Source organism: Sinorhizobium garamanticum (assembly GCF_029892065.1).
Classification (GTDB): Bacteria; Pseudomonadota; Alphaproteobacteria; order Rhizobiales; family Rhizobiaceae; genus Sinorhizobium; species Sinorhizobium garamanticum.
Window position 1 is genome coordinate 3,136,497 of sequence record NZ_CP120373.1, and the last position, 12,073, is coordinate 3,148,569.

General features: G+C 58.8%; 15 protein-coding genes. 9 read left to right on the forward strand and 6 right to left on the reverse strand.

What is annotated here, in order from left to right; translation table 11 throughout:
- Window positions 1–5: 5 nt before the first annotated feature.
- Complete coding sequence (locus PZN02_RS14670) at window positions 6–773, reverse strand: AraC family transcriptional regulator (RefSeq protein ID WP_280658701.1); 768 nt, start codon at window positions 771–773, stop codon at window positions 6–8.
- Between the two features lie 90 nt (window positions 774–863).
- Here PZN02_RS14670 and PZN02_RS14675 point away from each other — a divergent pair, with 90 nt between their 5' ends.
- A complete protein-coding gene (locus PZN02_RS14675; protein ID WP_280661503.1) occupies window positions 864–1,400 on the forward strand; it encodes a peroxiredoxin-like family protein in 537 nt (178 codons plus the stop codon).
- Between the two features lie 133 nt (window positions 1,401–1,533).
- On the opposite strand, the gene PZN02_RS14680 is transcribed toward PZN02_RS14675, so the two are convergent.
- Entirely contained in the window at window positions 1,534–1,983 is a 450-nt protein-coding gene (locus PZN02_RS14680) for a YybH family protein (protein WP_280658702.1), read from the reverse strand.
- Between the two features lie 163 nt (window positions 1,984–2,146).
- Window positions 2,147–2,800, reverse strand: coding sequence for a glutathione S-transferase family protein (locus PZN02_RS14685; protein ID WP_280658703.1), 654 nt, complete (start codon window positions 2,798–2,800; stop codon window positions 2,147–2,149).
- 61 nt (window positions 2,801–2,861) lie between these two features.
- On the opposite strand from PZN02_RS14685, the gene PZN02_RS14690 reads away from it, so the two are divergent.
- Window positions 2,862–3,068, forward strand: a complete 207-nt coding sequence (locus tag PZN02_RS14690; RefSeq protein ID WP_280658704.1) for a hypothetical protein — start codon at window positions 2,862–2,864, stop codon at window positions 3,066–3,068.
- A 351-nt stretch (window positions 3,069–3,419) separates the two neighbouring features.
- Window positions 3,420–4,802: a DUF1254 domain-containing protein gene (locus PZN02_RS14695; protein ID WP_280661504.1), complete on the forward strand. Its 1,383-nt coding sequence runs from the start codon at window positions 3,420–3,422 to the stop codon at window positions 4,800–4,802.
- A gap of 99 nt (window positions 4,803–4,901) precedes the next feature.
- Here the strand turns inward: PZN02_RS14695 and PZN02_RS14700 are convergent, their stop codons facing one another.
- Window positions 4,902–5,078, reverse strand: a complete 177-nt coding sequence (locus tag PZN02_RS14700) for a hypothetical protein (protein WP_280658705.1) — start codon at window positions 5,076–5,078, stop codon at window positions 4,902–4,904.
- 350 nt (window positions 5,079–5,428) lie between these two features.
- On the opposite strand from PZN02_RS14700, the gene PZN02_RS14705 reads away from it, so the two are divergent.
- Window positions 5,429–6,001, forward strand: coding sequence for a hypothetical protein (locus PZN02_RS14705; RefSeq protein WP_280658706.1), 573 nt, complete (start codon window positions 5,429–5,431; stop codon window positions 5,999–6,001).
- Between the two features lie 114 nt (window positions 6,002–6,115).
- Complete coding sequence (locus PZN02_RS14710) at window positions 6,116–6,868, forward strand: hypothetical protein (protein ID WP_280658707.1); 753 nt, start codon at window positions 6,116–6,118, stop codon at window positions 6,866–6,868.
- 137 nt (window positions 6,869–7,005) lie between these two features.
- Here PZN02_RS14710 and PZN02_RS14715 read toward each other — a convergent pair whose 3' ends face one another.
- Window positions 7,006–7,851: a cycloisomerase gene (locus PZN02_RS14715; RefSeq protein ID WP_280658708.1), complete on the reverse strand. Its 846-nt coding sequence runs from the start codon at window positions 7,849–7,851 to the stop codon at window positions 7,006–7,008.
- A 245-nt stretch (window positions 7,852–8,096) separates the two neighbouring features.
- Here PZN02_RS14715 and PZN02_RS14720 point away from each other — a divergent pair, with 245 nt between their 5' ends.
- The 3 genes from PZN02_RS14720 (at window position 8,097) to PZN02_RS14725 (ending at window position 10,471) form a co-directional block, all read left to right on the forward strand.
- Window positions 8,097–8,570, forward strand: a complete 474-nt coding sequence (locus PZN02_RS14720) for a VOC family protein (RefSeq protein ID WP_280658709.1) — start codon at window positions 8,097–8,099, stop codon at window positions 8,568–8,570.
- 654 nt (window positions 8,571–9,224) lie between these two features.
- Window positions 9,225–9,614 carry an NAD(P)-binding protein gene (locus PZN02_RS32135; protein ID WP_342394697.1) on the forward strand — a complete coding sequence of 130 codons (390 nt, stop codon included), beginning with the start codon at window positions 9,225–9,227 and terminating at the stop codon, window positions 9,612–9,614.
- The gene (locus PZN02_RS14725; protein WP_342394698.1) at window positions 9,608–10,471 is read left to right on the forward strand and encodes an NAD(P)/FAD-dependent oxidoreductase; all 864 of its coding nucleotides are present in this window, start codon (window positions 9,608–9,610) and stop codon (window positions 10,469–10,471) included. Before PZN02_RS32135 ends, PZN02_RS14725 begins: the two co-directional genes overlap by 7 nt.
- Window positions 10,472–10,598: 127 nt before the next feature.
- Here PZN02_RS14725 and PZN02_RS14730 read toward each other — a convergent pair whose 3' ends face one another.
- Window positions 10,599–11,087 carry a RidA family protein gene (locus PZN02_RS14730; protein WP_280658710.1) on the reverse strand — a complete coding sequence of 163 codons (489 nt, stop codon included), beginning with the start codon at window positions 11,085–11,087 and terminating at the stop codon, window positions 10,599–10,601.
- 288 nt (window positions 11,088–11,375) lie between these two features.
- On the opposite strand from PZN02_RS14730, the gene PZN02_RS14735 reads away from it, so the two are divergent.
- Window positions 11,376–12,071, forward strand: a complete 696-nt coding sequence (locus PZN02_RS14735) for a TetR/AcrR family transcriptional regulator (protein WP_280658711.1) — start codon at window positions 11,376–11,378, stop codon at window positions 12,069–12,071.
- Window positions 12,072–12,073: the final 2 nt, after the last annotated feature.

A 12,073-nucleotide genomic window follows, 5' to 3' on the forward strand; every position in this document is an offset into this window, starting at 1 on the left:
GGGCTCTAAATGGCTCCTCGGCCTTGGAGCGAAGGCCAGTCTCCGAATTTTCGGAAGTAGGCACGGGAGAAGGCAGCAGCGCTGCCAAATCCTACTTGTCGTGCCACAGCCTTCACTCTGGCCCCTTTGGACAGCTTGCGCTGAGCAATGGTCAAGCGCCATTCCGTCAGATAGGCCTGTGGCGTGATGCCGACGACGTCGCGAAAACGAGCCATGAAATGGCTTCGCGACATCCCCGCGACTGCCGCAAGGTCTTCGCTGTTCCAAGCACGAGACGGCGCGTTATGCATCGCAACCAACGCTCGGTGCAGAGCGGGATGGGACAGGCCTGCCAGCAATCCAGACCGGGCGGCCCCGCGGTCAATTGCTGAGCGCAAGATAAGCAGAACCATCACTTCGCAGAGCCGATTGAGTGCCGCGCTCCGTCCGCAGCGCGATCCCAATGCCTCAGCCACGAAAGCGGCTGTCGTGTCGCGAAGGGTGGGTATCTCGTCGACTTCGACCCGCACCTGATCCGGCAAAGCGCTCATGAGCGGATTATGCGGACTCTCGAAATCGACCGTTGCTGTGACGAGAACTGGCGGCTCGGGATTCGCGTCACCACGCAGGCAAAGGATGACGCTTTCGGCAGGGCCTCCCGGTGCACCGACGACAATCAGCCTCGCTTGAACGTCACCGGCACGCGCCGGTTCCAATGAGGCCGACAGCTCGAACGTGTCGAAGAAGGCCGAGAGGCGATCCACCTTTGAATAGGAAGTTAGATTTTCAATCATGTTTTTTGGACCATTGATTGCCTCAAGTATGTGACGGTGAGCCTCCGACGTCAACGCGACGGCGTCGGCAGCACCAAATGGAGTCGATCAATGTTAGTCCCGAGAATGCCGCCCCCTGGCCTGACCGTCAAAACACTCGATCACGGAGAGTTCAATCTCGCCAGCGAAACGCCCTCGCTCATGTCGCTTGTCTGCTTCTACCGCGGCCTTCACTGCCCGGTATGCGCCGGCTATCTGAAGGACCTTGAACGCATGACGCCATCCTTCGCAGAAAGGGGCGTCACCACCATAGCGATAAGCTCCGACGGTGAAGAACGCGCTCGGCAAATGGCAGATAAGATTGGTGCTGCGCACCTCCGCGTCGGTTACGGACTGCCTTTGAGCGTGGCACGGTTGTGGGGCCTCTACATTTCAGCCTCGCGCGGAAAGACTTCGATCGGCATCGAGGAGCCCGAATTGTTCTCCGAGCCAGGCGTCTTTTTGATAAAGCCAGATCAAACGGTCTATTGGCTCTCCGTTCAATCCATGCCGTTCGCGCGACCGAATTTCGCCGAGATGGCGCAAGCTTTGGATTTCGTGATCAAAAACGATTACCCGGCACGCGGCGAATACGCTGGCGAGGTGTAAGCCTCGGCTGCAACTATCCTACGGTGACCGCGCCTGAACTCAGGTGGCAATTCAAAGTGCTACAGCGTCCTTTGCGCGTCTGATAAGACGCACTGCGCTGTAGTTGCTAACCGCGCACCGCGGGAGCTAAACGTCAATTGAACGTATGCAGCTTGATTTTCAAACTGCCATCGGCCTGTCGCTCGAAAACATGCGTGGCAACTCCGCCCCAAGGCTGGTCTTTACCCTGAGCATCCTTGCCCTTGGCCGACCATTTTGCTGCGCCGTAGATCAATTTCTCGTCGCCATCCGCCCTGATCACTTCGAGTTTGTGACCAGTGGCACCAACGCCGAAGATGCCGCTGAAAAACTTTTCGACGCCGGAAGGTCCTTCGATCACGTCATGACTGGGGGGAAGAAGGAGCGCGTCCTCAGTATAGAAGGCGGCAACCGCCTTGGCGTCCGCCTTTCCGAAGGCCTCGTCCCAAGCTGTGTAGGCGGCCTTGACATCGTCTTCAAGGGGACCGGCCCGAACCTCCATTGACGCCATAGAGATGGAGCATGCTGCGAACGCAACTAGCCAGCCAACACGTGTCGTGAACATGGCTTTCCTCCTTCTAATCTTACTGCTCCTGGAAGTTCATAATATACCACTGATCGCGCAGCGGCGGCGTGGATCGTGAATACGGCGCGGGGGAGGGCCGCCGCCCGGCGCCGGTGTTCTTCCCGATCAAGAACGAGCCGCCACCCAAGCTGATCGTGGAGCGTCAGCCGGTCGATGCGGCGGTGAAAACCGCCAGTTGAGCTTCGAACGCGCGCTTGTATGCGGGTCGCGCTTCGCCGCGGGCGGCGTAGGCGGAGAGGTTCGGATATTCATCCAGTATATCCGATCCTTTTTTCAGCCTGAGCAGCACCGTCACCATCAGCAGGTCACCGGCGCTGAACGCGCCGTCGAGCCAGTCGGCATCGCCAAGGCGATCGGAAAGCTTGTCCAACCGGTTGCGGATACTGTCCTCGAGGTACCGCAGGCGCTGCTCGTACCAGGGCTTGTCGCGCTCGAGGATCTTGCAGAGGGAGCGGTCGAAGACCGGCGGCTCCACCGTGTTGAGCGCGGCAAACATCCACGCGATCGCGCGCGCCCGGGCATTCGCATCGTCTGGCAGCAGGCCCGCATGGCGCTCGGCGATATGGAGCACGATCGCGCCCGACTCGAACAGGGCGAGATCGCCTTCTTCATAGGTCGGAATCTGCCCGAAAGGTTGAATCGCAAGATGCGCGGGTTCCTTCATTGCCTTGAACGAAAGAAGACGAACGTCGTAAGGCTGGCCCACTTCTTCGAGCGCCCAGCGCACGCGCATGTCACGCGCCAAACCCTCGCCGCGATCGGGCGACCGTTCAAAGGCGGTAATGGTAATAGTCATTGTTGTTCTCCGCAGCTTGTCTGTCTGGAAGACGACTGGCTAAACGAGATTCCGACACGCGATGCTCGAGATAGTCCTCGCGGTCGACCGCTGCGCCCACACCTTCTTTCAGCGCTATCTGCATCGCGGCTGGCTCGGTCAACGAGTCCCGATCCAAGGGCAGGCGCTGGCTGTCGAATGTTGCTATATGCAGTCCACGATGTATATTAACGCCAAGCGTATTTTTTTACTTTCTATACTTGAACGTGCGCTGCTCAAGCCGGTGTAGCCAGCCTTGTTTTCGCGCCAGGCGTGCCTGGCAGTTCAACTCCAATAACAACCGGGAAATCATACCGGAGTTTGCACGACCAACCCCTGCTGCATGCTCTTAAAAACATGCAGCAATTCAAAGTGCTACAGCGTCCTTTGTGCGCCCGAAAGGACCAGCAGTCACAGGTTGCACGTCAGTTGTGGAATGCTACTGCGCCGACTTAGGGGCAAAAACATGCAGCAATTCAAAGAGCTACAGCGTCCTTAGCGCGTCTTACGAGACGCGCGGCGCTGCAGGATCGCAACCGGCCGTTTGCCGGGCCATCTGCGATCACGCGTGCTTTCGTAGAGGGAGGTTCCGATGAAACGAATGAAGCTCTTCACCCTTGCCGCCGGCTTTCTCGCCGCGGCGCTCGCCACCAGTCAGGCCCAGGCGCTTGAGCCCACCGAGGCCCGCGCCATCGCTAAGGAGGCCTACATCTACGGCTTCCCGATGGTGGATAACTATCGCATCCAGCATGCCTATTTCGTCGATACCAACAATCCCGAATACAAGGCAGCGTGGAACCAGCTCATCAACATAGCGCGCGTCTATACGCCGGCCGACACCGCGGTGCAGACGCCCAATTCGGATACACCCTATTCCTTCGTCGGCATGGACCTGCGCGCCGAACCGATCGTGCTCACGGTGCCGCCGATGGAGAAGGAGCGCTATTTCAGCATCCAGCTCATCGACGCGTACACGTTCACCTTCGATTATATCGGCAGCCGGGCGACGGGCAATGATGGCGGCAGCTTCGTCATCGCGGGGCCTGGCTGGAAGGGGGAAACGCCCCAAGGGGTGGAGAAAGTGATCCGCTCCGAGACCGAGTTCGTCTTCGCCGGTTATCGCACCCAGCTTTTTGGTCCCGCCGATCTCGACAATGTGAAGAAGGTCCAGGCGGGCTACAAGGCGGAGCCGCTTTCCGCGTTTCTCGGCCAGCCCGCGCCGGCGCCAGCGCCGGCCGTCGATTTCATCAAGCCGCTGACGCCGGCGGAGCAGAGGACTTCGCCTGAGTTTTTCAACGTTTTGAATTTTATCCTGCAGTTCTGCCCGACACATCCGTCCGAGACCGAACTGATGGCGCGTTTCGCCAAAATCGGGGTCGGCGGAGGCAAGACGTTTGACGCAAGCACGCCGGAACTGAAATCCGCCATCGAAGCCGGAATGGCAGATGCCTGGGCGGAATACGCCAAGCTGAAGACGCGGATCGACGAGGGCGAAGTGACCGCCGACGACCTCTTCGGCACGCGGGAGTTTCTGAAAAACAACTATCTTTACCGGATGGCGGGTGCCGTGATGGGCATTTACGGCAATGCAAAAGAGGAAGCGATGTACCCGGTCTATACCGTGGATGCCCAGGATGAGAAACTCGACGGCGCTAACAAGTACACCGTGCACTTCGCAGCGGACCAGCTCCCTCCGGTGCACTCGTTCTGGTCGCTTACGATGTATGAGCTCCCGTCGAGCCTGCTCGTCGACAATCCGCTCGACCGCTACCTTCTGAATTCACCGATGCTGCCGGACTTCGTGAAGGACGCCGACGGCGGCCTGACCTTCTATGTCCAGAACGAGTCGCCCGGCAAGGACAAGGAGGCGAACTGGTTGCCTGCACCCAAGGGTCCGTTCTGGATGTCGATGCGCCTCTACTGGCCGAAGAAGGAGGCGCTGGACGGCACGTGGAAACAGCCGCCGGTGACGAGAGTACAGTGAGATTGCCGCGTCGTTCGTCCTTTGTGCGTCTGAATGCACGATAATGATGTAATGGGTCTGACTTCCGCATTCCACCCAGAGAGTAGACTTTAGGCAAAATCAGAATTCGACCAGATAAATGATCGTGCCGAGAGAGACTGTGGAAAGCAGCGCATACACTAAAAGGTCGTGCTTTGAGCCTTGCCGCCCGAACCCGATTCCAAAGTAGTAACCAGATGCTCCACTCGCGGCCATTAATAACGCCGTAAAGAAATACAATGCCGCATCTGAAGCCATGATGTCTCCGTGCTATGCTCCGAGAGCCACGATGTCGTAAACTACTGCATGATTCCTTAAATCGGAATCGATTTAAGGACAAAATCGTGCAGCCATTCAAAGTGCTACAGCGACCTTAGCGCGTCCGATTGGACGCGCGGCGCTGCAAAGCGAAACAATTCCGAATCCACCAAAGCGGTTTACGACGTTAAAGCTACCGCGCCTTGCGATCGTCATGGGCGAGGGCGGCGCGACGGCCCACGCCGCACCTACAACTCGCCGTATAACTGAGTGGCGCCTTGAAACACAACCCATAGTATGTCACAGAGTTCTCGACAAGGATCGCTATCGAATGTGCGGTGTGTGGCTTAATGGGGAGTTCAACAAGAGAGACGACGACAGGACAGCCGCGCGTTAGGCCGGCCGGGGTCCTGCTGATCGTTTGGCTGCTGCTTGGGATGCTGCCTGTTTTCGCCAACATGGTCGGGTATAACTTCCTGCCGTCGATCGAATGGACGTCCAGGACAAACCTTCCAGCACTTGCGGCCGGCCTGGTCTCTGCGGTGCTGCTGTTTTGGGTCGTCCGGAAAGGCAGGGACGTCACTCCGGGCAGCCCTTTGGGGAAGGCTATCGGCGTCTTCGCCGCTCCGTTCTTCGGCTACGTTATAGGAAAGAACGTCGTCGTCATTGCTGCTCCGATGATCCTCGCGTTGATCGCAGGCCATCAGGTTGAACTCCCCTTTACCGTGGCAGACGCCGATCGATATGGCGGCCGTCGATGCAGTTCACCCATTGATCTGCAAGGGCTCCCGTTCATCTTCGAGAGCATTTGCGGCGTCCCAGACAACTTCAGGCAGGGCCTGGCAGCCGGTAGCCGCATCGTCGTCATCGGCCGCGGCACCAATATAGGCGTCTTTGCAGAAAGTCTGCGCCGGGTCGATTGAGCCGCTATGGGCCACGACGGGTCGTCGGGTTTCGCGGACGGAGGGCCAAATCATGTTCTACGCTGAATGTCCATTGCAATTTATCGGAGAGTCGAATTTAGGCTGCATACTGAAATGGCCTGGGAGAAGGAACTCGTCATCTTCTGCCGGCAACCATTTGCCGCTAAGCGAGGGGCGCGAGCGGGACAGGCTGAAAGAGTCGCGGTGATGAAAAAGGAAGTTCCTTCTCTGCTAAAGCTTGCAGAGGGTATTGAAGACCCATCCTTTCAACGCTTTTACGGATTTTTCTTCGGACGGGGATCGCTGCTGATAATCTATATCCCATACTTGCTGATGCTAATCGTGCCGCGTCACTTTTTTGATTTTCAAGGTCCGAGAAGTATCATGACATGGCTACCAAAGTTCTGGTTTGAAGCGAGAAACTTCAAAGCAAAGTATCTTATAGAAGACATTAACTTCTATTTTTCTACAAGCTTACTTTCCTACGCGGTAATGTCCGTCATCTCCATTGTCGCAGCCATAAAATGCTATCGCACGGGGCGGAATTTTCCATTTACACTGACGCAATCCCAGCCGTGGAAACCCTATCGCTTTTTTCTTATACCCGCTTTGATTGCGATACTGTTGGGCGTTGTGGTACCCCTGCCAGTGGGCGGTGACGACAGTGGCTTCAGGGGTAATCCTTTTGAGAATCCAGTCTATTTGCCTGCCTACAGCTCCATGTTCTTCGGACTTCTGATGGTCGTAAGCGCGGCCGGCGCGCTATGGCTTGGTCGTGAGCGCGCACGGCTGAGGCTTGAACGGCAAAAGCCGCCAAGGCCAATGGTTTCGGTTTTTCTGGATCAGCGAGAACATTCAGATAGCTGACGGTGTCGGGTCAACGAACGCCCGAGACTCCGTTCCTTAGGTACCATGAAGGGAGCGGTGAGCTAGGATCTCCTTTCCAACCAAAGCGGATGGCGACACCCATTGCGATCGTCCAGCGGCCATTGAGACCCAGCTTTTTACCGGCCGAGCACCACACGGTTGGCCGTCACGCGGTTGGCTGCGCGGCTTTCGCCGCGGCTGACGCCGTAAAGCATGTCCGGCGTCGAGCGGTCCCAGGCGATGCCTTGGCCAGTGTTCCTCAGCGGCACCGTCGCGAGCCATTTCAGGACGGAGCCGGTCTCCGGACGCTCCATCACGTAGGCCTCGGCGGCATCGTGCCCTGTCAGATAGAGCTTGCGGTCGGGGCCCCAGGACCCGCCTGAATTGCTCATGTCCCCGAATTTCTCGAGCACTTCATCCGGCAGAGCCCAGGCCTCGGCAACCCGCCAGTCCTCGCCGAAACGGACGACCTGCGTCTCGTCCTTGTTTCCCTGGGCGAGGGGACTGCGGTCGAAGACCCGGTTGTAATTGGCGAATGCTCCCCACCAGGAACCGTCGTGGTAATCGAGCCAGGTAAAGAAGCCGCGATCGATGCCGAGGGGAAGCGTGTCGACGTGCTGCATTGTTTCTGCGTCGAAGACCTCGACCGAGTTGGCTGCCGGCCATTCGGGAAAGTTCGAGTGCGCCGCGTAGATTTCTCCGTCAATCACGACCGCGCTGTTGAGGTGCTTGATCGGTCCGTCCTGCGGCCCTTCGAAAACAGCGACCCGCTCGCCGCTCGCCTTGTCGTATTTGGCGATTGTGCGGTTGTCGACGGCGTAGAAGTGATCGGCATCCACGCCGATCCCTTGGTTCGCCTCGGGAACCGCGAGTTCCCGCACCGAGTCCGCCGCGATCTGTCGCAGAGGTACCGCAACGTCCGCGATCACGGTGCCGGCGGCAAGGGCGAGCCCGGCCGACAGTAGAATGATACCCGTCCGCAAGACTGCCTCCATCTGCTGTCCATGCCATCCGGCTACTGCATGACTCCTTAAATCGGAATCGATTTAAGGACAAAATGCGGAAGTCCTCAGGATTCTACCATTGCCCTGTCGGAAACCGATTGCTTCATTCGTCCTCAGGGGGCGACTTGGCGACACGGCCACGTCGGGGTGGAGAAAAACGTTTGGCTGCCTATTTCGGAGGGTAGCTACAGGGCCGAATGGCTTCAACGCGAAAGGAACACGCAATGTCGAAGAATACGATTTGCCTCTGGTTCGACAAGGACGCCGAGGATGCCGCTCGCTTCTACGCGGAGGTCTTTCCCGACAGCAGGGTGACCGCCGTGCACAGCGCGCCCAGCGACTACCCGTCCGGCAAGGAGGGCGATGTCTTGACGGTCGAGTTCACGGTTGCGGGCATTCCTTGTCTCGGCCTCAACGGGGGGCCCATGTTCAAGCATAACGAAGCCTTCTCGTTCCAGATCGCCACGGACGATCAGGAGGAGACCGACCGCTACTGGAACGCCATCGTCGGCAACGGCGGCCAGGAGAGCGCGTGCGGTTGGTGCAAGGACAAATGGGGGATCTCCTGGCAAATCATTCCACGTGCGCTGACTGACGCGCTTGCCGCTGGCGGCGCCGAAGCAAAGCGCGCCTTCGATGCCATGATGGAGATGGGGAAAATCGACGTCGCCGCGATCGAGGCCGCCCGGCGCGGCTGACGCGTCATCGCAAACCGGGTGCTGACTGCAAACTGAAGACGACCGCCTTGGGACAAGGGCGGTCGTCGGCGTTCGTCCGGAATGCGCCAAATGGCGGACGTTCAGTTGACAGACGTCCACAGGGGCGCGGCTTGCACGAGACGCGATATCTTACAGCGCCGTGCGTCCTTTAGGACGCACGAAGGACGCTGTAACTCTTTGAATCTACGCATCGTGCTTTCCGAAAATCGGGTCCGATTTTCGGGCCGATGCGCTAGAGCCCTTCAGGGTTAAATGGAAGCAGTTCTGCCGGAGCAGGTTTTCGTCAGGGCAGAGGCGATTGGCGAAGGGGCGTACCCGGATGTACGTGCGAGCCGATCGCCTCTGAGCCTGGCGGAAAGATGCCCGGCCCTTCGGGTTGGCTGAAACGGGCCGCCTGATCGGCCGGCCGGCTTGGCCGTATGCTTTGGCTACGCCGCGCGCCGGCCGGTCGACCATCCGACTCCGTTTGAGCCAACAGAACTGTTTCCATTTAACCCTGAAGGGCTCTAGTCATCGCCTCGCCAAGTGCTGTCGCCTTCGATTTTGTCATGCGTGGGGGCGACGCCATACCAGAAAGCGGACCATTTACTGATTTCACAAAGGACAATAGGGTGACAATCAGAGGGGAACGTAATGACGAGCGGAACGGACATTCTTGATGCCGTCGTCATCGGTGCCGGTTGGGCGGGGCTAGGCGTCAGTCATGCGCTGATGCAGCGTGGCTTGCGTCATAGAGTGTTGGAGCGAGGTCGCATCGGTGAGACTTGGCGGACCCAGCGCTGGGACTCCTTTCGGATAAACACACCTAACAGCCAAACGGTCATGCCCGGGGATACCTATGTCGGCCCCGATCCCGACGGTGCAATGACAAGTGGCGAGTTTGTCGCGCTGTTAGAGGACTATGCCGGCCGGCATGGCCTCCCGGTGGAAACCGGTACGCCGGTGACCGACCTTGTTGCGAGCGGTGGGGCCTGTACCGGCTGGCCCTTCCGCGCGGCCCCCTGTGGGCGAGGAATGTGGTGATCGCTAGCAGTAACCAGAATTGCCCGGCGCGCCCGCCTTTCTCTGCTTTGTTGCCGCCCAAAGTCCAACAGATTGATGCATCAGCCTACCGCAACGCATCTGGTCTCGACAGTGGAGCCGTGTTGGTGGTCGGTAGCGCACAGTCGGGCGGCCAAATCGCCGAGGACTTGGTCCAGGCGGGGCGAACTGTGTTTCTTGCAACGGGCCGAGTCGGCCGGCTGCCCCGAATGTACCGAGGTCGTCACATCAGTGTCTGGTTGGTTCTTAGCGGACTGATCGATGTGACGCGCAGGGAAATCCTTCAACAGGGACCCGTCCCTGGAAGGCCGCTGACAGGAGCGCTCCATACGATCAGCCTGCAGTCCCTCAGTGCGCAAGGCGTTGTCTTGCTGGGTCGGCTCACGGGCGTCGACGACGGCCGCCTCTCGTTCAGCGACGATGCAGAAGAGCATGTTCGCCATGCAGACGAGGGCTCCGCTAAAGTTCGAAGCCAGATCGACGCGTACATCGCGCGCAACGGGATCGATGCCCCTCCGGCCGAGCCGGACCCGGCAGAGGTGATTGGCGCGGTGCTGCCGAATCCGCCTATCCGATCGATTGATCTCGCCGCGCGGGGGATCACAACGGTGATCTGGTGCACCGGGTTCAGAGGGGATTTCGGGTGGGTGCGCGTTCCCGCTGTGCTCGATGCACAAGGCCAGCCATTGCACGATAACGGCTTCGCGAGCGTCCCTGGCGTGTATTTTGCCGGCCTGCCTTTCGCGATCTCGCGACGGTCGGGCACAATATTGGCAATTGCGGAGGAAGCAGCCCTGTTCGTCGAAGATATCCAGCGTCGTTTAGACACCTGCCTCTGACGTCCCGATTCAGTGATGCCGACTCCAAGCGAATATCATCCGGTAGGCGGCTTCCTCCTCTGATCTAACGCCTTGAAATTACGCAATTCCTGGCGGCAAACCGCTGCACACTTTTGGGCGACATGCATTAATCCAGCATGACGACGGCTTCGACCTCGAAGAGCATGGGGTCAATTGCAAGCTTCGGGACAGGAATCAGAGTCTGCGCCGGCAGTGCCTCGCCGAACATTTCTTTCACGTTCCTGGTCAAGACCTCAAGCTTGGACATATCGTGATCGACCACAAAGACCGTGAGCTTGGCGACCTGATCCGGCCTTGCGCCGAGCGCATCGAGGGCGGTGCGCAAGTTTGCGTAGGCTTGCTTAACCTGGACAGAAAAGTCGGGCGACAAGGCTCCCGTGCTGTCTTGGCCGCCCTGTCCGGAGATGTAGGCCACCCGGGCTTCGCGGGGCACAATCACCGCCGTGCTGTAGCCGTTCGGCGTCGGGTCGTAGAGGGTTTTTGGATTGACGATGGTCAGCTTGAGATCGTTCTCATTCGCTGTCGTCGCAGTGGGAACTCCGATGGTCATGATGATTAGCCCTCCGATAAGCAGATGCTTGATTGCGCGTGACATGATTTTCTCTTGGCTAGCGTATCGGCCCGAAAATCGGACCCGATTTTCGGAAAGCACGATGCGTGGATTCAAAGATTTACAGCGTCCTGAAGGACGCACGGCGCTGTAGGGACTACGAGCAAACGTATCCTCGCAGCCTGCAGGATTGACGCTTCACCCATCGTCCATATGATTGACTCGTACGGCGTACGATTTAATCGCATCGTACGCCGTACGAGTCAATCGGTCAGAATCGACATTCGTCGCGTTGCCAGTCAAAATCGACGTTCTGATCAACGAGGAAGACGGATGGCAGTCAAGCGGAGCGGCACTCAGAGCAAACGGCCCCAACGGATACGTGCGTCGCTCCAGTCCGTGCAAGAGCCGCGCAGTGAACCGCCTCTCTCTCGGGAACGGATCGTGGCGACCGCGGTAGAATTGCTGGACGACCAGGGGGTCGACGGATTGACGATGCGCCGGCTGGCCGATCGCCTCGGCTCCGGCGCAATGAGCCTATATTGGCACGTCGACAACAAAGAGGATGTCTTTGATCTGGCGCTCGACTCGGTGCTCGAATATCGCGGACCGCCGCAAACAGTTGAACCTCAAGACTGGCGCGGGGAGGTCGTTCATATGCTCGAAGACTGGCGCGCCAGCATGTTGCGCCATCCCTGGTCGGCATCACTGTTGCCGCGCCGGGCGCTCGGCCCGAACATCCTCAGTCGCCTGGAACTGCTGAGCAAGACCTTGTCCAGAGCCGGTGTAGCGGACGCAGATCTGAACGTCGCGATATGGTCGCTCTGGAACTATGTGATGGGCGCCACCGTCACCCGGGCGAGCTTCGAGCTCTCGGACGACGACAGGGCCGCCGCGCAGCAGCGCCTTACACGTCTCAGCGAACACTACCCGACAATCGAACGCTCTCGTCTGCTGTTGGATAACGATTGGGACGGCGCTTTCAGGAAAGGCCTCGACTTCCTGCTTGATGGCCTCGCTCCGAGATAATG

Coding starts and splice junctions, on each gene's coding strand:
- PZN02_RS14675 (WP_280661503.1), top strand. CDS start 864: ATGTTAGTCCCGAGAATGCCGCCCCCTGGCCTGACCGTCAAAACACTC.
- PZN02_RS14700 (WP_280658705.1), bottom strand. CDS start 5,078: ATGGCTTCAGATGCGGCATTGTATTTCTTTACGGCGTTATTAATGGCC.
- PZN02_RS14710 (WP_280658707.1), top strand. CDS start 6,116: ATGGCCTGGGAGAAGGAACTCGTCATCTTCTGCCGGCAACCATTTGCC.
- PZN02_RS14690 (WP_280658704.1), top strand. CDS start 2,862: ATGCTCGAGATAGTCCTCGCGGTCGACCGCTGCGCCCACACCTTCTTT.
- PZN02_RS14685 (WP_280658703.1), bottom strand. CDS start 2,800: ATGACTATTACCATTACCGCCTTTGAACGGTCGCCCGATCGCGGCGAG.
- PZN02_RS14720 (WP_280658709.1), top strand. CDS start 8,097: ATGTCGAAGAATACGATTTGCCTCTGGTTCGACAAGGACGCCGAGGAT.
- PZN02_RS14695 (WP_280661504.1), top strand. CDS start 3,420: ATGAAGCTCTTCACCCTTGCCGCCGGCTTTCTCGCCGCGGCGCTCGCC.
- PZN02_RS14735 (WP_280658711.1), top strand. CDS start 11,376: ATGGCAGTCAAGCGGAGCGGCACTCAGAGCAAACGGCCCCAACGGATA.
- PZN02_RS14730 (WP_280658710.1), bottom strand. CDS start 11,087: ATGTCACGCGCAATCAAGCATCTGCTTATCGGAGGGCTAATCATCATG.
- PZN02_RS14705 (WP_280658706.1), top strand. CDS start 5,429: ATGGGGAGTTCAACAAGAGAGACGACGACAGGACAGCCGCGCGTTAGG.
- PZN02_RS14670 (WP_280658701.1), bottom strand. CDS start 773: ATGATTGAAAATCTAACTTCCTATTCAAAGGTGGATCGCCTCTCGGCC.
- PZN02_RS32135 (WP_342394697.1), top strand. CDS start 9,225: ATGACGAGCGGAACGGACATTCTTGATGCCGTCGTCATCGGTGCCGGT.
- PZN02_RS14680 (WP_280658702.1), bottom strand. CDS start 1,983: ATGTTCACGACACGTGTTGGCTGGCTAGTTGCGTTCGCAGCATGCTCC.